A 19,339-nucleotide genomic window follows, 5' to 3' on the forward strand; every position below is an offset into this window, starting at 1 on the left:
GATCACCAAGACGCATGACGCTCAAAGATCTGGCTGACTCGCTGGGCGTATCCACCGCGACCATTTCCAATGCCTTCAACCGACCCGACCAGCTGTCACCGAAACTGCGCGAGCACATCCTCACCGAGGCACGGCGACTGGGCTACGCGGGCCCCGATGCCAAGGCGCGCAGCCTTCGCACCGGGCGCTCGCGGATCGTTGCGGTAATCCTCGCAGAGAGTCTGACCTTCAGCCTCAACGATGCCGTGGCCAGCGAGCTGCTCTCGGGCATCGCCGAGGTGCTCGACGCCCATGGCCATACCCTGCTGCTGCTCTCCGGCCGGCAGACGCTCGCCCAGCCCCCCGGTTCGGCGAGCATCGCCGATGGCTATATCGTCTACGGGTTGATGCCACGCCTGCAGCTGCTCGCGGACCTCCCCACCGAGCGTCCGCTGGTACCGGTGGACTTCGACATAGAGAACCATGCCAGTGTACATGTGGACAACGAACCGGCGGCCTACGCGATTGCCCGTCACGCGCTTGCGCGGCAACCGAAACGGCCTGCGGTGATCAATCTGCGCCTGATCGAGCAGCCCTGCAACGGCCGGATCACGTCACAGCACGCCTTGCTGCCAGCCCACCAGACCATCACGCGGGCCCGTCTCGCCGGCTTTCAACGGGCATTCGCCAACGCCGGGATCGACGCGAGCCAGGTGCCGATGTGGAACATCGAGGAGAACACTTACGAGGTCTGTGCACCGGTAATCGAGGAGGTTCTCGATCTCCCCCCGGGGGAACGACCGGACCTGCTGCTGTGCATGTCGGACCGCATTGCCCTGACCGCCCTCACCCTCGCCGAGCAGCGCGGCCTGCGCATTCCCGAGGATCTGCGCCTGACCGGTTTCGACGGCATCGCCGAGGGCCAGTACCGGGCCCCGCGGCTGACCACGGTGCGCCAGGACAGCGTCGAGAAGGGCCGCGTCGCCGCGCGCATGGTCCTTGGCCTGGAGCCGGCCGAACCCCGCCGGCTCACCACCGAGCTGCTGATCGGGGAAACCTGCCCCTGACGCCGGTCCGCAGTGCCCCGCGGATGACCAACGTCCGGAATGCAGCGAGAACGCCCGCGACCGACGGTCGCGGGCGGATATCGAAGCGGTAAACGCCAGCCGACAGGCCGCGGTCAGAACCAGGTTTCGGCCTGTACGCCGAAGCTCCACTCGTTGCCGGTGAAGCCATCCGTGCCGAGGGCGTCGTCTTCGCTAAAGCCGTCGAGGTCCTCGTCCCAGTCACTCCAGGAGGCGAACACGCGGATTTCGGGACGCTGCCAGAAGCCGCCTACCTCGGGCTTGAAGGTGGGGGCGACGGTCAGCTTGGTATAGCTGCCCTCGACGGCATTGCGATCCTCGAATCCCTGTGGCTCCAGATCCATCCACTGGTAGCTGGCCTCGTACTGCATCTCGAAGTTCTCGGTCAGCTCGTTGGCCAAGCGCACGTTGAGGGTGGCCCAGTCGTAGGTGTCACCGTGACGATAGCGATCCTCACTGGTCTCGGCCAGGATGGCCGGGGCCACGCGCCAGGTCGGTGTCACATGGGTCGTGCCATACGCGGCAAGACGCGTCGAGACAGCATCGTCGATCAAGCGACCGTCGGAACCTATGCTCTTGGTCTCGGCGCCGAGCCCCCGACCGTGGAGCAACGCCGCCTTGAAGCTGCCGCCGGCGAGGCCGAAGAAGCTGTCGCCGTGATAGGCCAGCATGGTATGGAAACCTGTATCGGCCGCTTGTTCGTCCGCCCAGTCGTCATTGACGCGTTCGTCGTTGTCGGCGGCGGACATGCCGCTGACCATCCACTGCCAGCCACCGAAGTAGTTGTTGGTGGTCAGGATCAGGTTGTCCGTGCTGCCGGTGTCATTGGGGTTTTCCCGACTGACCCGGAAGTCGGAGAAGCTGCGTCCGTAGAGGGAGAGATTGGACGTCCAGTCGTCGGCCAGCTGCATGTCATAGATGCCGGCGCCGGTGCCGGAGAGAAAGACGACGTCGCTGTCGAGCCAGTGGATATCGAAGTTGTCGCGGTCGAAGCGCTTGCCGGCCCAGATAGCAGCGTCCTCGAAGGCCCCGGTAAAGCTCGGCAGGTCGCTGAGCTCGACGTAGACCTGACGCACGTTGAGGTTCGACTCCTCGGCGGTCCAGTCGTTACTGGTCCTGACGCCGTCGGCGAGCATGGTGCGGTAATGCGCCTTGGCGCCGTTATCGAACCGCATCCTGTAGTTGAGGATGGCCTCGGCGTAGGTATCCGGCTCGTTACCCAGTCGCCCCACCGCGCCCCCCACGGAGCCGGCCGGCGTCAGGTAGGGGCCGCCCTCGGTGCTCTTCCCGTCCTGGCCGATCAGCAGTCCGGAGCGGGCGTAGGCATTGAAGGAAAAGCCTTCCTCACCGCTGGCCTGGCGTTCCACCTTCGTCAGTCGTGCGTTGAGGCTTTCTTCCGATAACCGCTCCTCGGCCTGTTGCTCAGCCACCTCGGCACGCCGCTCGGCGGCACGAGCACGCTGCTCGGCGGCGATGATGCGCTCCTCCAATTCGCGCAGGCGCTCCTCGACGTCAACGGGCGCCTGGGCCGAGACCAGGCCGCTCGCACCGAGACCGGCAACCGCCATTGCGATGATTAACGGGGACTTCTGCTTGTGGAAAGCGGGGATTGTCATGGTAATAGTCGCCCCTTGTTGTCGTTGCGATGGGTCATGCCGAAACATGACGTGCCCCATGTCCCGGTAGTCGTGGCGACTCGCCGACCTGACCGGCGGTGTGCAGACCGAATGACAGTCCCGCCAGGGCAAGTAGCCAGGCCAGGACATGGAACACGCGTTGAACTTAATCGATTAAGATACGGAGCGCAAAACCTTCACCACATGACGAATGCGTCATGCCGATGAGCCCCTGTTGCTGAGGCGGCGATTGCGGAAGCTGGCGCGAACCCCCCGCTGGCAGGCTCTCGAGCGGTCCACATCGACGCGGGCGGCCTCGATCTGCCCTTCAGTGCTCGGCGTGAACGGTTCGCTCGAACGCCTGCGCGCTCCTGACAGGCCCCGGGCACCCCGGGTGCCTTCGTGGATGCGCTGGACACGATTTGTGGCGTCGGTCTCCTTTGGTGAAAGTCCGGGTTGCAGTCCGGGACCACCATTGCTTAACTGTCGAAGCGGATTCTTAATCGTTTAAGACAACCAAGGCGACACCGCTTGGTGCCATGGTGGCTCGACGCGGTAACGCCCTGCTGCCGACAACAAACCATTGAGGAGGAAGGCGCCATGAAGTCCCACAAGACACTGATCGCTACCGCCCTGGCCCTCGGCGGTAGCGTGGCCGGAAGCCCGGCGGTGGCCGTCGAGCTGACGATCTCATGCGGCGCGGTGGGGGCCGAGCTCGCCCTCTGCGAAGAAGGCGTCGCCAAGTGGGAGGAGAAGACGGGTCACCAGGTGGATATCGTCTCCACTCCGAATTCCTCCACGGAACGCCTGTCGCTGTACCAGCAGATTCTCTCGGCGCAATCCAGCGACATCGACGTGATGCAGATCGATGTGGTCTGGCCCGGGCTGCTGGCCAACCACCTGCTAAACCTGCGCGATCCCCTCGGCGAGGACGCCGCCGCCGGTCATTTCGACACCATTGTGGCCAACAACACTGTCGACGACCGCCTGGTGGCAATGCCGTGGTTCACCGATGCCGGGGTCCTCTACTACCGCAAGGACCTGCTCGCCAAGCACGGTTTCGAGGCGCCCGAAACCTGGCGGGAAATGACCGATATCGCCCAGGAAATCCAGGCCGCCGAGCGCGACGCCGGGAACGACAAAATGTGGGGCTACGTCTTCCAGGGCCGGGCCTACGAGGGTCTGACCTGCAACGCCCTGGAGTGGGTGGCAAGCCATGGTGGCGGCACCATCGTGGACGCCGACGGCGAAATCACCATCGACAACGCAGAGGCCGCCAGGGCCCTCGACCTGGCCGCCACCTGGATCGGGGAAATCTCGCCGAATGGCGTGCTCAACTACACCGAGGAAGAGGCTCGCGGCATCTTCCAGTCCGGCAACGCCGTGTTCATGCGCAACTGGCCGTATGCCTGGTCGCTGGCCCAGAGCGAGGACAGCGACGTAGCCGGCAAGGTTGGCGTGGTCAAGCTGCCGCACGGCCCCGACGGCGATAGCGCCGCGACGCTCGGGGGCTGGAACCTGGCGGTCTCGAAATACAGCGAGCACCCCGATCTCGCCGCGGATCTGGTGGCCTTCCTCACCGGCAAGCCCGAACAGAAGCGTCGCGCCATCGAGGGCGCCTATAACCCCACGATCGCCGCCCTCTACGAGGACGAGGCGGTCCTCGAGGCCGTGCCTTTCTTCGGCACGCTCTACGACACATTCACCAACGCCGTGGCCCGCCCGTCGGCGCCCACCGGCGACAACTACGGCCGCGTCAGCAACAGCTTCTTCAACGCCGTGCACGACGTGCTCTCCGGCGACCGCGGCGGCGCCGAGGCTCTCACCCGGCTGGACAGCGAGCTGTCGCGCATCAAGCGCCGCCGCTGGTAACGGGGACTCGTCATGACGACACGGGCTACCGATAGCGCCCCCCTCGCGGGGCGCTTCTACCAGGCCGGCCGTCGAGGCACAGACGTCCACACTCAGCGCGTGCGCGCGGCCTGGCTGTTCCTGATTCCGATGCTGATCACCCTCGCCATGGTGGCCGGGTGGCCGCTGTTGCGGACTTTCTACTTCAGCTTCACCGATGCCTCGTTGTCGGATACCGGAAGCGCCGCCTTCATCGGGTTCGAGAACTACCTGGTCTACGTCGACGGCGCCTGGTACGGCCTGCTCACCGACCCGGTGTGGTGGACGTCCGTGTGGAACACCTTGTTCTTCTCCGTCGTCTCGGTGTCGCTGGAGGTGGTCTTCGGCATCATCGTGGCCCTGCTGCTCAACGCCGAGTTCAAGGGCCGGATGCTGGTCCGGGCAGCGGTGCTGATCCCCTGGGCCATTCCCACCATCGTCTCGGCCAAGATGTGGGCCTGGATGCTCAACGACCAGTTCGGGATCATCAACCACCTGCTGATGGGCCTGGGATTGATCGACGCCTCCCTGGCCTGGACCGCCGACGCCTCGCTGTCCATGTGGGCGGTGATCATGGTCGATGTGTGGAAGACCATCCCCTTCGTCGCGTTGCTGGTGCTGGCCGCCCTGCAGATGTTGCCCAGGGACTGCTACGAAGCCGCCGAGGTCGACGGCATCCATCCGGTCAAGGTGTTCTTCCGCGTCACGCTGCCGCTGATCACCCCGGCCCTGCTGGTCGCCGTGATCTTCCGTCTGCTCGACGCGTTGCGCGTGTTCGACGTCATCTACGTGCTGACCTCCAACTCCACCAGCACCATGACCATGTCGATCTACGCCCGCCAACAACTCGTCGAGTTCCAGGACGTGGGCTATGGCAGCGCCGCCTCGACCCTGCTGTTTCTGGTCATCGCACTGGTGACCGTCCTCTACCTGTACCTGGGCCGCCGTCAGCTGGGAGTCGACCAATGAACAACCGGTATCAGTTGACAAGGCTCGCCAAGCAGATCGGCAAGTGGATCCTGATCGCGGTGATCCTAGTCTATGCCATTTTCCCCTTCTACTACGCCGTCATCACCTCGCTGAAGCCCGCGAGCGAGCTTTTCCAGGTCGACTACTGGCTGACGTCGCTGGACTTCGGCAACTACGCACGGATCTTCTCCGAGAAGAGCTTCGTGCAGGCCATCGTCAACTCGATCGTGGTTGCCGTTAGCGTGGTATTCATCGCGCTGCTGCTGGGCGTGACCGCCGCCTATGCGCTGGGCCGCGTACACTTCCGCGGCCGCACCACGGTGATGCTGGTGGTGCTCGGGGTGTCGATGTTTCCGCAGGTCGCGGTGCTCTCGGGACTGTTCGAGGTCATCCGCACCCTGAACCTCTACAACAACCCCGGTGGCCTGATCCTGAGTTACACGATCTTCACCCTGCCCTTCACGGTCTGGGTGCTGACCACCTTCGTGCGCCAGCTACCCATGGAGCTCGAGGAAGCCGCGATCATGGACGGCGCCACGCCCTGGGTGACCATCACCCGGGTGTTCCTGCCGTTGATGTGGCCGGCCATGGCGACCACCGGCCTGCTGGCCTTCATTGCCGCCTGGAACGAGTTCCTGTTCGCGCTGACCTTCACCCTTACCGACGACCAGCGCACCGTGCCGGTCGCCATCGCCCTGATCTCCGGCGGCAGCCAGCATGAACTGCCCTGGGGGCCGATCATGGCCGCCTCGGTCACCGTCACCGTGCCCCTGGTCGTGCTGGTGATGATCTTCCAGCGTCGCATCGTCTCGGGCCTCACCGCCGGCGCAGTCAAGGGATGATGCACACGATTTCAAGGACTTCCGCAATGCAAGAGACCCTGACCTGGTGGCGTGGTGGCGTCATCTACCAGATCTATCCGCGCAGTTTCATGGACGCCAATGGCGACGGCATCGGCGACCTGGCCGGCATCACCGAAAAGCTCGACTATGTAGCCGGCCTCGGCGTGGACGGAATCTGGCTATCGCCGTTCTTCACATCGCCGATGCACGATTTCGGTTATGACGTCAGCGACTACCGCGACGTCGACCCGATGTTCGGCACCCTGGACGACTTCAGGACATTACTGGCCCGGGCTCACGAGCTGGGTCTCAAGGTGATGATCGATCAGGTGATCAGCCACACCTCGGACCAGCACCCCTGGTTCCGGGAAAGCCGCCAGGACCGTACCAACCCCCGGGCCGACTGGTACGTGTGGGCCGACCCAAACCCCGACGGCACACCGCCCAACAACTGGCTGTCGATCTTCGGCGGCACGGCCTGGACCTTCGACTCCCGGCGTCGCCAGTACTACCTGCACAACTTCCTGACCAGTCAGCCGGACCTCAACTTCCACAATCCGGACGTGCGCCGCGCCCAGCTCGACAACATGCGCTTCTGGCTGGAGCTCGGCGTGGACGGCTTCCGTCTGGACACCGTCAACTTCTACTTTCACGACGCAGAGCTCCGCGACAACCCGCCGGTGCCGGCGGGCGGAGCCAAGACCCTGGGTGCCCCGGACGCCAACCCCTACACCTGGCAGCGCCATATTCACGACATCAGCCGTCCGGAGAACGTCGATTTCCTCAGGGATCTGCGCACGCTGATGGACGAGTTCCCCGGCACCACCACAGTGGGAGAGATCGGCGACGACAAACCGCTGGAGCGAATTGCCGAATACACCGCCGGCGGCAACAAGCTGCACATGGCCTACGGGTTCGACCTGCTCAACGAGCCCCACTCTGCGAGCTATATCCGTGAGGTGATCGAGCGTTTTCAGCGCCTCGCCGGCGACGCCTGGCCGTGCTGGGCGCTGTCCAACCACGACGTCGTACGCAGCGCTACCCGCTGGGGGGCCGGTGAGGATCCGGTGGCCTACCCCAAGGTGGCGCTGGCGATGCTCTTGGCGCTGCGCGGCACGATCTGCCTGTATCAGGGTGAGGAGCTGGGACTACCGGAGGCCGAGGTGCGCTTCGAGCGCATACAGGACCCCTACGGCAAAGTGCTGTGGCCGGAGTTCAAGGGCCGTGACGGCTGCCGCACACCGATGCCCTGGCGCGACGAGCCCCTGGGCGGGTTTTCCTCCGTCGAGCCGTGGCTGCCGGTGGAGGCGCGCCAGCTACCGCTCGCCGTGGAGCACCAGCAGGAAGACACCGACTCCGTGCTCAACGCCACGCGGGCTCTGTTGCGCTTCCGCCGTGCCCACCCGGCACTGGTCGACGGCGACCTCGAGCTGGTCGACGTGGGCGAGGAACTGCTCGGCTTCGTGCGTGAGGGCCACGGTGAGGCGCTGCTATGCGTGTTCAACCTGGGCGGCGAGTCCCGCAGCACCCCCCTGCCGCGGCCGGCCACCCTGCTGGATGGCCCGGGCTTCGAGGCCTCGCTGAACGGCGGGAGACTGCATATGCCGCCCTACCAGGCCGCCTACCTCCGGCTCGACGGCTACTAATCTTCTCGGAGGTATTGTCATGTGTCAGAGCGCCAGAGCGGTTCGGGGGCAAGGCGCGCTCGCGCCGGCGTGGCCGGGTCACGTCAAGCGAGCGCAACGCCGCCACCGGGCCGCTGTGGCGCTCCCTTCGGGCCGGACTGTGCGCCGATGGGGTCTGCGTTGCTCGCCGCTCATGTAGCCCGGCTACACCGCGCGCCTCGCGCCTTGCCCCATCGGCGCACAGACCGGCTGACGCATGACAATACCTCGGAGAAGATTAGTAACAACACACACGAACGCCGGCCCGCGAGGCCGGCGAGGAATCGCAAGATGGCAAGCGTGACCCTGGAGAAGATCAACAAGGTCTTCGGCAACATCCATATCATCAAGGATGTCGACCTGGAGGTCGACCAAGGTGAGTTCGTGGTCTTCGTCGGACCCTCGGGTTGCGGCAAATCGACCCTTCTGCGGCTGATCGCGGGGCTGGAATCGATCACCGGCGGCGAGCTGAGGATTGCCAACGACGTGGTCAATGATCTGCCGCCCCGCGAGCGCGGCGTGGGGATGGTTTTCCAGTCCTATGCGCTCTATCCGCACATGAGCGTCTACGAAAACATGGCCTTCGGCCTCAAGCTCGCCAAGACCGCCAAGGAGACCGTCGAGGAGCGAGTCATGGCCACCGCGCGCATCCTGCAGCTCGAGGAACTGCTGCACCGCAAACCCAGGGAGCTCTCCGGCGGTCAGCGCCAGCGCGTGGCCATGGGTCGGGCCATGTCCCGGGAACCGCGGATCCTGCTATTCGACGAACCGCTCTCCAACCTCGACGCCGCGCTGCGTGTGCAGATGCGCAACGAGATCGCGCGCCTGCACCAGCGCCTGCGCTCGACCATCGTCTACGTCACCCACGACCAGATCGAAGCCATGACCCTCGGCGACCGCATCGTTGTACTCAACGACGGCAACGTCCAGCAGGTGGGCTCGCCGCTGGAGCTCTACCAGCAGCCCCGCAACCTCTTCGTCGCCACCTTCATCGGATCGCCGAAAATGAACCTCCTCGAAGGCAGCATCGAGCGGGCGGACGCCGATGGCGCACGCGTGTGGCTGGACGTCGGCACCACCATCAATACGCGCGTCGACGCCGCCGCCCTGGGTCCCGGCGACCGGGTAACGGTAGGCGTGCGCCCCGAACATCTGGACGAGGACGCCAGCCACACCGAGTGCCTGGACGGACAGGTGAGCATCGTCGAGCACCTCGGCGAAGCCAACCTGCTCTACCTCACCCTAGCCGACGGCAGCGAGCTCGTTGTCCGCGGCGATGGCAGCCGACCGGCCAGCGTGGGTGCAGCCATGACCGTCTCGGCAGCCCCCGGTGCATTTCACGTGTTCGACGCCCGCGGCAACGCCTTGTCGCGCCTGAAGCCCGGCAATCTCGTCACCGCCGGCAAGCTCGACGCACAACCGCACAGCGCATAGCCACGGCCGTTGGACGATCCGACCCCGGGTCGTCCAACGCCGCCGTTTCTCGATCACCGGGAGCTGAAACATACGGGTCATAGTGTCCGCCTAGACTGCACGCCTGAGAAACCGTTCACACTTTCGCAGGCCGTCTATGCAGTCGATTCTCTGGCGGTTCATCACCGCCTACCGGGCCCATTTCGACGAAACACTCTCCTATATCGAGCTGGTGCAGGATATCTCGAAGCTCGAAGAGGCGCTGGCGCGGGCAGAGCGCGAGGGCGACCGGCGCGTACGCAACCTCGCCCGCAGACTGCGCGAGACCGCGCTGCCGGAGCACCCCCACACCGCCAGCCGGGAAGTCCCCCCTCCTGCGGTCCGGCCGTCACCGGCGACACCGCGCGCAGCGCGTCGCCGGCCGGAACACGCAGAGCTCGAGAACCGGTTGGGCGCCGTACTCGCCAACGGCGAACCCGACCTCGACCAGCGCGAGGCCTGGGATGCATTCGTGGACGAGCACCAGATCAACACCACGACCGCAGCCTCGCTGGAATTGCGCGTACGCCAGCTCAACGGATTATCCGCGCCCGACTGGCACGAGGAGCTGCGCAGCAGCATCCGCCGGCGATTGCTCGACGGCCACCTGCGCGAGCGGGACCGGCTGCGACTGTTCGAGACCTACATCCGCCGCGGCCGCCTGAGCATGGATGAGGCCGAGTCTATCCTCGAGAAGGAGGCACCACGGCCTCTGCGACGACGACCCCGGCTCCGGATCACGGTGGCCGCCGCGGCAATCGCCCTCACCGCAGCCGGCACCCTCGCCGCTCGCGGCTGGCTCGACGACCGCAGCGCGGCGGCACCGGCGGACGGCGTCGTCGAGGTCGGCGAATCCATCAGCGAAGACACGACGTGGACGGCAGACAACGAGTACCACCTGCAGGAGGTGATCTTCGTCGAGGGCAACACCACCCTGACCATCGAGCCGGGCACCAGGGTGCTCGGTGAATTCGGCTCGGCGCTGGTGATCACCCGCAGCGCCAGACTGCATGCCAGCGGACGGCCGGACGCCCCCATCGTATTGACCAGCGCCCGCCCCGAGGGCGAGCGCCATCCGGGCGACTGGGGCGGCGTCGTGCTGCTCGGCAATGCCGCGACCAACGTCGCGGCAGCCCGTATCGAAGGCGTGAACGCTGACGACCCGCGCGGGCGCTTCGGCGGCGCGAGCACGGTGGGCAGCTGCGGCACGCTCGAGTACCTGCGCATCGAGTTCGCCGGCTACGAGATCTTTGCCAACAACGAGTTGAACGGCCTCACGCTGGGGGGATGCCCGGCGGCGACGATCGTGCGCCACGTGCAGGTGCACAAGGCCCTGGACGACGGCATCGAGTTCTTCGGCGGCGACGCTGGGCTGCGCAATGTGGTCATCACCGATGCCGGCGACGATGGCCTCGACTGGGACATGGGCTGGACCGGACGGGTACAACACCTGATCGTCGCCCAGGAGCCCGGCCGCGGCGACAACGCCATCGAAGCCGACAACCTCAAGAGCGACCACAATGCGCAACCGCGCTCAGCACCGACGCTCTACAACGTCAGTCTGATCGGATCGGGCAACGCCGAGGCCGCCCAGCGCGCCATGACCCTGCGCCGGGGCACGGCGGCGACGTTGCGCAATTTCCTCGTCACGGACTTTCCCCGTGAGGCCGTGGACATTCGCGACCCCGTGACCGCCGGCCTCGCGGGCACCGGTGCGCTGAGCCTGGAAGGCGGACTGCTTTACCAGGTCGGCGGCGACGGCACCACGTGGGGGGCTGAAGAGACACTGGAACGCGACGACGACGGCGGCTTTCGCGAAGCGAACCTCTTCGCCCAGGCACGCGCCCACCGCCTCCAGCTCGGCGAGCCCCCGATGCTCGGTGACGGCGACACACCCGCTGCCCGCTTCACGCCACGCTCGCGTTCTCCCGCCGCCACCGGCGCGGTAACGCCCCCCAAGGGCGAGTTCTGGGACGAAGCCGCCGAGTACCTGGGCGCCGTCCGTCCCGGCAGCGGCGCGGCCTGGCTGACGGGGTGGACGGCGTTTCCGGATGCGTAGCAAGTCGAAAGTTGCAAGCATCAAGTTGAAGGCACGAACAACCCGGTTCGAGTACATCCTGGTTTTCCCACGCCAAGCGTACGCCGTTCATCTATAGCGGCCCGACGGTGAGGCACCAGAACGAACCGCGACTTGCAACGCGTTCCGGGTTGCGAACGGAAAAGCCACGTTTAGCGTGAATGTCGCCAGCACCCGCTCCGCGCGCACTCGCTACCCGATACCTGAAACGCGAAACGGCACCCACCACTTGCAACTTGTCACTTGATACTTTCGACTCGCCGGACGTCAGGCCGGCGACTAGCTCACGCTCCTGCCGTTCTCGTCCTCTTCGCCGAAGGCGGCGCCGGCAGCGTGAGCAACCCCCTTCAGGATGTTCCACTCGGCTCGGATACGCCGCAGACTCGTGTGCCAGAGGTCGTGATCCTCGTCGGATTGACCTTCGGTGACATCGAGCTGGTGGTAGATCTCGAGAGCGCGGTCGGCGCAGGCTTCCAGCGAATACGCTCTGGCAGTGTCGTCGACGGCCGCGAGCCAGTCGTCCCAGCCCGCCGCGTGCCGGGTCATGGCCTCACGCACGGCGCCGGCGAATGCAGCCTCGTCCGGCGCGGTGAGCAGTCGCCCGTTGTACCCGTCGCGTACGACTTCCCGCGCCCCGGGGGCGTCGATCGCCACGACGGGCAGCCCCGCCGCCATCGCTTCCGCAAGCACCATGCCCTGGGTCTCGCTGCGCGAGGCGAACGCGAACAGGTCCATGGCGTGATAGGCGTCGGAGAGCGACGGTTGCACGAGCTTGCCGGCAAGATGCAACCGGGCGCCAACGCCCCGGTCCTCGCAGGCGCGGCGTATTTCCTGCTCCGCGGGACCGGCCCCCACCACGAGGAAATGCGAGTCCGGTTCGGCAGCGAGCACACGCGCCACCGACCGAGCCAGGAACCCCAGGTTCTTCTCCTCGGCGAGCCGGCCCACATGGCCGATGACGAAGGCGTCCTCGGGGATACCGTACCGGCGGCGGATCGCCGCACCATCGCCGTCCCGGAACCGCTCCAGCACCACGCCGGTGGGCACCACCTCGACCGGGGTGCGCACGCCACGCTCGCGCAGGATTTCGGCAATGCTCTCGCTGGGGGCGAACACCCGGTCGCAAAGGTCGGCGTAGCTGGTGGACAGCTGCACCACGAAGCGCTTGAGAAGCGGCGAATCCCCCGGGACGTAGTGCGTGTACTGCTCGTACATCGTGTGGTGGGTGAACACCAGCGGCAGATCCCACGCCGAGGCGATACGAAGGGCTGTCGAGCCGATCAGGAACGGATGATGGGAGTGGACGATATCGGGCTCGAAACGCTCCACGGCGCGCTCGAGGTAACCGGGTACCGGCAGCACGACCGAGAAGTCGCTGCCGTTGAAGTTCTGAATCGCGGGGATACGGACGACGTCCTCTTCGTCCTCGGGCATGCCCTCGAACTCCGGAGCGACGACCAGAACACGATGCCCGCGGTCACGGTAGGCACGCGTGAACGACTCCACGGAACGCGCCACGCCGCCCACATGGGGCACGTAGGTGTTGGTCATCATGATGATGTTCATGCCTGCGCTCTCCATTTCAGGGTCACGCCGCCGGTATCCGGTGGCGAGCTCACACTCTGCGCACCGGCCGGTGCCACATCAACGGCCGTCGGCCGTTCCCGCCAGTCGGCCGCCCAGCGCACGACCACCCCTCCTTTGTCGCCGGCCGCCGGTTCGATGTCCACCGTCACGGTTCCGAAACGGGTGAGCGCCGGACCGAAGTGCATCCGCTCACCCGCGGCAAGCCACTGCGGCGGAACACCGCCGGCGAGCACCAGGCGGTCCCCTTCCTCACGCACGAAAGCATTGCGTAGCATCGCGACCCACTCCGCCGCCGCCCATACGTGCTGGCCGTCTCCCATGCAACCGCCGAGCGTGCGGGGATGAATGGCCTCGGGCCACTGACCGGTGGACGTTGCCAGGTCGGCGACGGCACGCACCAGGTCGTGGCAGCGCGGGTCTCCGGCACGCATGAGCACCTGCGCGAGGTGGAGCGTGAGATAGGCATTGACGCCGGAATGAATCATGTCCTGGAAGAAACCGCCGTGAACCCGTGCGTTGTCCATGAGCCAGTCGGCGGTGCCGAGCAGACGCGCGTCGCCCGGCGGCAGCAGCTGCAGCGGATAACCGGCGACCAGCGACCCGACGGCACCGCTGTCCATGCGGCGGTAGGGTGACGCCGGCATCGCCTGCATGCCGAGGCGCCTGGCGTCTCTGTCGTGACAAGCGCGCATGACGCTGCTGAGCTCGTCGGCCTCCGCGCGGAAACGCGTCGCAGTGGCCGCGTCTCCCTGCCCGTCGAGCACCTCCGCAGCGGCCTGCAGCCCGGCAACCGCCCAGTAATCGTCCCAGTAGTAGTAGTCATTGGGGCCAAAGTGCTCGGCGGAGAAACCGGCCGGCAGCAGGCCGGCGTGCGGGCCGTCACCAACACGTGTGCGCTTGCGCACGATCCAGCGCCCGCCCCGGCGAAGAGCATTGAGCCAGCTCTCGGGCAGATCCTCGCCCGTGAGCGCCCGATAGCGGCCCATGATCCACATGGCCTCGCCGTTGGAGTCCCATTCCCCGTCCTGGGAATGGAAATAGCCGGTGGACTTGTGCTGACGCTCCGGGAAGCGGGCGAGCATCGCGCGGGCACGCTCGGGAAGGCCTGCGCACAACAGAGCGTGGATGATGAACGCCGCGTCCCGGAACCAGAAACGCTTGTAGGTATAAGGCCCCGGGTAGACGTCGTCGACGCTGTGCAACACCAGAGTCCGCACCGCGGCATCGTAGAGAAAGCGAAGGCGCGCATCGGGCACATCGAGCCGGGCAGTGCCGGCGAGCGCCTCATCCCAGCCGGTTCGGACAGGCAAGTCGGCCTCGCGCCGAAGTGGCACGCGGACCCGCAGTCGCCTGGGGGCACTGCTGTCGGCGCGAAAGAGGGCTGCCGCCGTGGCAAGGCCCACGTCGCACTCGTCGGCGTCCAGCCCCTTGGGATCATTGAGGTGAATGGCCACGTCGCCCATCGCGTAATCGCTAGCGTAGTGCGCATCGGCAGCGGCATCGAAGTAGACCTCGGCGGCGTCGTCGACATGCCAGCCGCAGCGGTCTGGGTGCAGCGCCACGCGGTAGACGAAGCTGATGCCTTCGGGATTGTACGGTCGCAATGCGAGGACCAGGTGCCCTCCCGGTTCCGCACGCGCCTCGTAGTCGAGCACCAGCTCCGGAGATCCCTCGCGCTCGCGGCTGACGCTCGCGCGCATGAGCAGACGCAGACCGTTTCGCACCACTTCGGTGACCACTGCGATGCCGTCGCTCAAGTCCAGGTACTGCGACGCATTCGCCTCCCGCGACGGGTGCAACCGATCACCGTCATCACCGATCACCCAGGCATCCAGTGACCAGCCATCATAGAACGGCGTCACCAGGCCCCGGGGATCAACGATGGGCAGCCCGCTGTGATCGGGAAGCCCGACGGCAGTCCAGTTGCGGTGGGTGAGATTGACGTGCGTGACAGAAAAGGCCCGCGGTACGAAAGCGTCGCTGTAGGGGTCGAACTGCCGTTCGATCCACCAGGGCCAGACCCAGTCGAGGTTGTGCTGGATCACGCGCGTATTGATCAGGCCGCGGGCGTGAAACACCACACCCGCGCGCAGCAGTTCGATGGGCTCGGAGACCTCCGAAGGCTGGGCGAAACGCTGCAAACGCGCGATCAGGGCGAGCGGATCGAGAAATCCATGCGCGCGGGCGGCGCGCCGGATGAGGAATCGCCAGGGTAGCCAGTTCCAGCGCAAGCTCACCTCCGCAACGATCGCGGCAGTCGACGGGACGAAGCCTCAGGGCAGCTCCACCAGGCTGCAGTCAACGCCATGGCGATGGCTCTCCGGACTCTCGTCAGGATAGCCGTACCACAGAAGCCCGATCACCGTCTCGATATCCGGATCTATCCACAGCAGGTCGTAGAAGCGGGGCTCGCGGATCACCGGCCCGGTGGACCACTTCACGCCGATGCCCTCGCTCCACAGATACAACGCAAGATTGTGGATCGCACAGGCGCAGGCTGCATAGTCCTCCCAGGCCTGAAGCTCGTCGCTGCTGTGATCGCAGGTCACTGCCAACCAGCCGGGCTTCGCTTCCCAGTTGCGTCGCTTGGCCTCCGCGGCTGCCTCGCCCTTGCTGGCAACCAGCAATTCGGTATTGAGGTCGATAATGCCCTGCCGGGTCTGCGGCCCGATGAGGTAGAAATGCCACGGCTGGGTGAGATGGTGATTCGGCGCCCAGCGTGCCAGCTCGACAGCGTGGCGGATGGCCGCCTGCGGTGGCGGTTCGGGCCGGAACCGGTTGATGGTGCGACGGCTTCGAATCAACTCCGCCGCCTGCTCAGGGCTCGCCGTGGCAGTACCACGGACTGCGCTCGCTCGTGTCTCGGCTTCCATGGGCACTCGTGCGTCAGTGGATCGGTGAAATCCCGAGGATATCAGATCGCTGCGTCAACGCCCCGGGCCGGCTCCCGGGCCGGCTCCCGGGCCGGCTCCCGGGTCGCCCCGGGACAAAATAGACGACGACACGTCGGAATCCCCGGCGGCGAGCACCACCCGCCCTCGCCCCGCCCGCTTGCCCTCGTATAGCGCCCCATCGGCCAAGGCCAGCAACTTCGTGATGGCCTCGTAACCGGTTGCCAGGGCGACACCGACGGTCGCCGACATTCGCAGCTGCGGCCAATCGGCGATTCTGAGCTCGGTGATCGCCGCCAGCAGCCGGCGTGCGGCCAGAACCGCTTCCGTGGCCTCCGATTCCGGCAGCGTCACCGCGAACTCCTCCCCGCCGATCCGCCCGACCAGATCACTGGCCCGCAGCTCCCGTTGCAGGACCTCGGCGATCGCGGTGAGTGCGCCATCCCCGGCCGCGTGTCCCCAGGTGTCGTTGATCCACTTGAAATGGTCGAGATCGACAATCATCACCGCGGTCGTATGCCTATGCCGTCGCGCCTGCTCGAGCACGCGCGAGCTCGCCTGAAGGTAACTACGCCGATTGGCCAATCCCGTCAACGCGTCGGTGGATGCCTGGCGTTCCAGCTCGACCTCCAGGCGGTGGCGGCGCTGCACTTCGCGGATAAGGCTGCGATTGCTGCGCTGAGCAAGCGCCAGTAACCGATACTGCTCGCGTCGCGCCATTGCGAGCTGGCGCGCAGCGCCGGCACCGAAGAGGTTCATGAGCACGATCAGCATGACCATGTCGAGCACCGCCGTGCTGCCTACGCCGAGCGCCGAGCTGACCAGCAGGAAAAAGCCGACACTGCCGGCGAGTGAGAGAATCAACATATAGGGCAGCCGGTTGGGAATGAGCAGGTAGATACCCGTGAGCAGGGTGACCATGCTCATGCCGTAGACGACCACCGGTGCATCGCGCAGCGTTAGCACGGAGCCGAAGGCCGCAAGAATGCCCACTTCAAACAGGGTCACGGCGACACCGTTGACCGCGGCCGCCGGCCGGCGCAGCACCCAGAAGAACACGCCCAGCGCGGCCACGGCGATCGCCAGCCGGACCGTGATCAACGCAAGTCCTACCGGCTTGGCCCCGAGGTCGAGGTAGTCAGTGATCGCGAAGACGAGAAAGAACACGCCGGCCGCAATGACGGTGAGCTTTACGTGACGCACCGTCGGTTCCTGCACATGCCGGCGGAACGCGCGCTCCACGTCGCGGTCAACGAACTCCGCGGTCCACGGTGAGACCCGATAACGGTTCTCGTCGGTCACTGCCCCTCCATGGCACGGACGATGCGACCACGGGTGCAGTCGCTGCCGTGTCACGGTCGTCACACCCGCCGGCGCCCGGTCGACGCCCCATGGCTCGCACGCCCGCCAAGGCTTCCATAGCGGGGCGACGACTCCGCGAGGCGGAGCAACCGAAACGCGCTGCGGTGATCCTACCGGGTATGTTGGTACCGAAGCCCCCGCTCAACGCGCCTTTCGGGCCCGGCCCGGCGGAGGGTTCGCCATGCAACACTGCTCGCGTGCGCCACGATCGGCCGGCCCCGCCACAATCGTGGCGCACGCTCGAAACCGATTAGCGCTCCCGACTGTCATGCTTTCTACTATAGTGGCCACGTCTCGGCTCGACGATGCCGGCAAATGGCAATTGATCCGTGCGTACGTGCTCGTATATGTTGGCGCGATTGAGGTCGTGCCACGATGCATATCGACAGTTATCATCATCTCACCACCGCTACGGTGCCCGGCGACGGGATCACCGGCGAGTGGCTTGAGTCGTGCCTGGCGAACGCGCGCGCCACACTCCTGCACCGGCTGGAGTTCACGAGTGCGCGCCTTCGCGTGCGCGGCCTGCGCCTGCGTGTATTGCCGCCGGAGACGCCCCCTTGCCCGAGTCGCGTCTACCAGGCGCTGGCCTCCGCGCTCACGATCGTCGCCGTGGACGAGGAACTGCGCGTGCGTGAAACGCTCTATACGGCGGCCGAGTCGTCATGGCACCGCTACTGGCACGGCTACAGTCTGATCGGCGTCACACGCAACGGGGAGCCGGAACCGCTGCCACAACAATTGCGCTCGGAAGCACGCGCATGGCTGCGCCTCTCCCGTGGCTGCCTGGAGCACGCGGGCCCCGTGGAAGCCGCCGCAGGCGAACGCTCCGCCGACTCAGCCGGCCGTTGACCCAAGCGCTTGGCAGCGCCTGCGCAGCCCCCGCGAGCAGTTGATCGAACACGGCCTGGACGCCGATCCGGGGCGCATCCGATATCTCAGGAATCTCAGCAGACGGGAAACGTTCATGAGCGAGCAACTCGCAGAGCAGTTCGAGCAGATCATTACCGGCATCGGCGAGGATGTTCGGCGCGAAGGTCTGGCCAAGACCCCCGCGCGCGCGGCCAGCGCGTTTCGCTATCTCACCCAGGGCTACGAGCAGAGCCTGGAAGAGCTGGTAAACGGCGCGCTGTTCGAATCCGATCTGGATGAGATGATCATCGTCCGCGACATCGAGCTGTATTCACTGTGCGAGCACCATCTGCTGCCGTTCTTCGGCAAGGCACAGGTCGCCTATATCCCCAATGGACGTGTGCTGGGGCTGTCGAAGGTGGCACGCATCGTCGACATGTTCGCCCGCCGGCTGCAAATCCAGGAGCAGCTCACCCGCCAGATCGCCGAAGCACTGCAGGAAGTCACCGGGGCCAAGGGCGTGGCCGTGCAGATCACCGCCAATCACCTGTGCATGATGATGCGCGGTGTCGCCAAGCAGAACTCCGAGATGAGCACATCGATGATGCTCGGTTCATTCCGCGAGCGCCAGTCGACGCGCAACGAGTTCCTCCAGCTCATACGGTGACCATGGTCGTGCCGATTAGACACGCACCCGCGCGTATCCGCATCAAGGACTTGCGGCTGCGTACGTACATCGGCTTCAACGACGACGAGCAGCGCAAGCGCCAGGATGTGGTGATCAACGTCACGGTCGACTATGACGCCATAAACGCCGCCCATAGCGACGATGTCGCCGACGCGCTCGATTACAAGGCGCTCACCAAGCGCATCATCGCCCACGTGGAGGACGGACGCTTCCTGCTGCTGGAGAAACTGGCTCACGACCTCCTCGCCATCGCCCTGGAGCCGCCGGTCGTGCACCGCGCCGAGGTGGAGGTGGACAAGCCACACGCATTACGCTTCTCCGACTCGGTCTCGTTGACCATGGTGGCCGAGCGCGAACAGGATTAGACAACGCTCACACACGACAG

Annotated in this window: 15 protein-coding genes; 10 read left to right on the forward strand and 5 right to left on the reverse strand. The window is 65.9% G+C overall.

What is annotated here, in order from left to right; all coding sequences use genetic code 11:
- Nucleotides 1-14: 14 nt before the first annotated feature.
- Entirely contained in the window at nucleotides 15-1,046 is a 1,032-nt protein-coding gene (locus tag ACPEES_RS11670; RefSeq protein WP_435103665.1) for a LacI family DNA-binding transcriptional regulator, read from the forward strand.
- Between the two features lie 113 nt (nucleotides 1,047-1,159).
- Here the strand turns inward: ACPEES_RS11670 and ACPEES_RS11675 are convergent, their stop codons facing one another.
- On the reverse strand, nucleotides 1,160-2,680 hold the full coding sequence (locus tag ACPEES_RS11675) for a carbohydrate porin (protein ID WP_435103666.1): 1,521 nt from the start codon (nucleotides 2,678-2,680) through the stop codon (nucleotides 1,160-1,162).
- 600 nt (nucleotides 2,681-3,280) lie between these two features.
- Between ACPEES_RS11675 and ACPEES_RS11680 the strand changes: the two genes are divergently transcribed.
- From ACPEES_RS11680 to ACPEES_RS11705, 6 genes are all read left to right on the forward strand, one after another.
- Nucleotides 3,281-4,552, forward strand: a complete 1,272-nt coding sequence (locus ACPEES_RS11680) for an ABC transporter substrate-binding protein (protein ID WP_435103667.1) — start codon at nucleotides 3,281-3,283, stop codon at nucleotides 4,550-4,552.
- A gap of 12 nt (nucleotides 4,553-4,564) precedes the next feature.
- Nucleotides 4,565-5,539 carry a carbohydrate ABC transporter permease gene (locus ACPEES_RS11685; RefSeq protein WP_435103668.1) on the forward strand — a complete coding sequence of 325 codons (975 nt, stop codon included), beginning with the start codon at nucleotides 4,565-4,567 and terminating at the stop codon, nucleotides 5,537-5,539.
- Nucleotides 5,536-6,381, forward strand: a complete 846-nt coding sequence (locus ACPEES_RS11690) for a carbohydrate ABC transporter permease (RefSeq protein ID WP_435103669.1) — start codon at nucleotides 5,536-5,538, stop codon at nucleotides 6,379-6,381. Before ACPEES_RS11685 ends, ACPEES_RS11690 begins: the two co-directional genes overlap by 4 nt.
- Nucleotides 6,382-6,407: 26 nt before the next feature.
- Nucleotides 6,408-8,027, forward strand: a complete 1,620-nt coding sequence (locus tag ACPEES_RS11695) for an alpha-amylase family glycosyl hydrolase (protein WP_435103670.1) — start codon at nucleotides 6,408-6,410, stop codon at nucleotides 8,025-8,027.
- A 309-nt stretch (nucleotides 8,028-8,336) separates the two neighbouring features.
- Complete coding sequence (locus ACPEES_RS11700; RefSeq protein ID WP_435103671.1) at nucleotides 8,337-9,479, forward strand: ABC transporter ATP-binding protein; 1,143 nt, start codon at nucleotides 8,337-8,339, stop codon at nucleotides 9,477-9,479.
- 136 nt (nucleotides 9,480-9,615) lie between these two features.
- A complete protein-coding gene (locus tag ACPEES_RS11705; protein ID WP_435103672.1) occupies nucleotides 9,616-11,556 on the forward strand; it encodes a hypothetical protein in 1,941 nt (646 codons plus the stop codon).
- Nucleotides 11,557-11,853: 297 nt separating this feature from the next.
- On the opposite strand, the gene ACPEES_RS11710 is transcribed toward ACPEES_RS11705, so the two are convergent.
- Genes ACPEES_RS11710 through ACPEES_RS11725 form a run of 4 tightly spaced genes read right to left on the reverse strand, consistent with a single transcriptional unit; the run spans nucleotide 11,854 to nucleotide 17,354 of the window.
- Nucleotides 11,854-13,140, reverse strand: a complete 1,287-nt coding sequence (locus ACPEES_RS11710) for a glycosyltransferase (protein WP_435103673.1) — start codon at nucleotides 13,138-13,140, stop codon at nucleotides 11,854-11,856.
- The gene (locus ACPEES_RS11715) at nucleotides 13,137-15,392 is read right to left on the reverse strand and encodes a hypothetical protein (protein ID WP_435103674.1); all 2,256 of its coding nucleotides are present in this window, start codon (nucleotides 15,390-15,392) and stop codon (nucleotides 13,137-13,139) included. Before ACPEES_RS11715 ends, ACPEES_RS11710 begins: the two co-directional genes overlap by 4 nt.
- Nucleotides 15,393-15,434: 42 nt before the next feature.
- Nucleotides 15,435-16,034 carry a nitroreductase family protein gene (locus ACPEES_RS11720; protein ID WP_435103675.1) on the reverse strand — a complete coding sequence of 200 codons (600 nt, stop codon included), beginning with the start codon at nucleotides 16,032-16,034 and terminating at the stop codon, nucleotides 15,435-15,437.
- Nucleotides 16,035-16,088: 54 nt separating this feature from the next.
- Nucleotides 16,089-17,354, reverse strand: coding sequence for a diguanylate cyclase (locus ACPEES_RS11725; protein ID WP_435103676.1), 1,266 nt, complete (start codon nucleotides 17,352-17,354; stop codon nucleotides 16,089-16,091).
- 435 nt (nucleotides 17,355-17,789) lie between these two features.
- Here ACPEES_RS11725 and ACPEES_RS11730 point away from each other — a divergent pair, with 435 nt between their 5' ends.
- From ACPEES_RS11730 to folX, 3 genes are all read left to right on the forward strand, one after another.
- Nucleotides 17,790-18,266 (forward strand): hypothetical protein, encoded by a 477-nt coding sequence (locus ACPEES_RS11730; RefSeq protein ID WP_435103677.1) that lies wholly within the window; start codon nucleotides 17,790-17,792, stop codon nucleotides 18,264-18,266.
- A 115-nt stretch (nucleotides 18,267-18,381) separates the two neighbouring features.
- Nucleotides 18,382-18,933, forward strand: a complete 552-nt coding sequence (gene folE / locus ACPEES_RS11735) for a GTP cyclohydrolase I FolE (RefSeq protein WP_435103678.1) — start codon at nucleotides 18,382-18,384, stop codon at nucleotides 18,931-18,933.
- 8 nt (nucleotides 18,934-18,941) lie between these two features.
- Complete coding sequence (gene folX, locus ACPEES_RS11740) at nucleotides 18,942-19,319, forward strand: dihydroneopterin triphosphate 2'-epimerase (RefSeq protein ID WP_435103679.1); 378 nt, start codon at nucleotides 18,942-18,944, stop codon at nucleotides 19,317-19,319.
- The last annotated feature ends 20 nt before the right edge of the window (nucleotides 19,320-19,339 follow it).

It is taken from the genome of Arhodomonas sp. AD133 (genome assembly GCF_051195215.1).
GTDB lineage: Bacteria > Pseudomonadota > Gammaproteobacteria > Nitrococcales > Nitrococcaceae > Arhodomonas.

Excerpts from the sequence above, each read along its gene's own strand:
- ACPEES_RS11695 (WP_435103670.1), top strand. The coding sequence starts at position 6,408 with ATGCAAGAGACCCTGACCTGGTGGCGTGGTGGCGTCATCTACCAGATC.
- ACPEES_RS11700 (WP_435103671.1), top strand. The coding sequence starts at position 8,337 with ATGGCAAGCGTGACCCTGGAGAAGATCAACAAGGTCTTCGGCAACATC.
- ACPEES_RS11670 (WP_435103665.1), top strand. The coding sequence starts at position 15 with ATGACGCTCAAAGATCTGGCTGACTCGCTGGGCGTATCCACCGCGACC.
- ACPEES_RS11705 (WP_435103672.1), top strand. The coding sequence starts at position 9,616 with ATGCAGTCGATTCTCTGGCGGTTCATCACCGCCTACCGGGCCCATTTC.
- ACPEES_RS11675 (WP_435103666.1), bottom strand. The coding sequence starts at position 2,680 with ATGACAATCCCCGCTTTCCACAAGCAGAAGTCCCCGTTAATCATCGCA.
- ACPEES_RS11710 (WP_435103673.1), bottom strand. The coding sequence starts at position 13,140 with ATGAACATCATCATGATGACCAACACCTACGTGCCCCATGTGGGCGGC.
- folE (WP_435103678.1), top strand. The coding sequence starts at position 18,382 with ATGAGCGAGCAACTCGCAGAGCAGTTCGAGCAGATCATTACCGGCATC.
- ACPEES_RS11690 (WP_435103669.1), top strand. The coding sequence starts at position 5,536 with ATGAACAACCGGTATCAGTTGACAAGGCTCGCCAAGCAGATCGGCAAG.
- ACPEES_RS11730 (WP_435103677.1), top strand. The coding sequence starts at position 17,790 with ATGCATATCGACAGTTATCATCATCTCACCACCGCTACGGTGCCCGGC.
- ACPEES_RS11685 (WP_435103668.1), top strand. The coding sequence starts at position 4,565 with ATGACGACACGGGCTACCGATAGCGCCCCCCTCGCGGGGCGCTTCTAC.
- ACPEES_RS11720 (WP_435103675.1), bottom strand. The coding sequence starts at position 16,034 with ATGGAAGCCGAGACACGAGCGAGCGCAGTCCGTGGTACTGCCACGGCG.
- ACPEES_RS11680 (WP_435103667.1), top strand. The coding sequence starts at position 3,281 with ATGAAGTCCCACAAGACACTGATCGCTACCGCCCTGGCCCTCGGCGGT.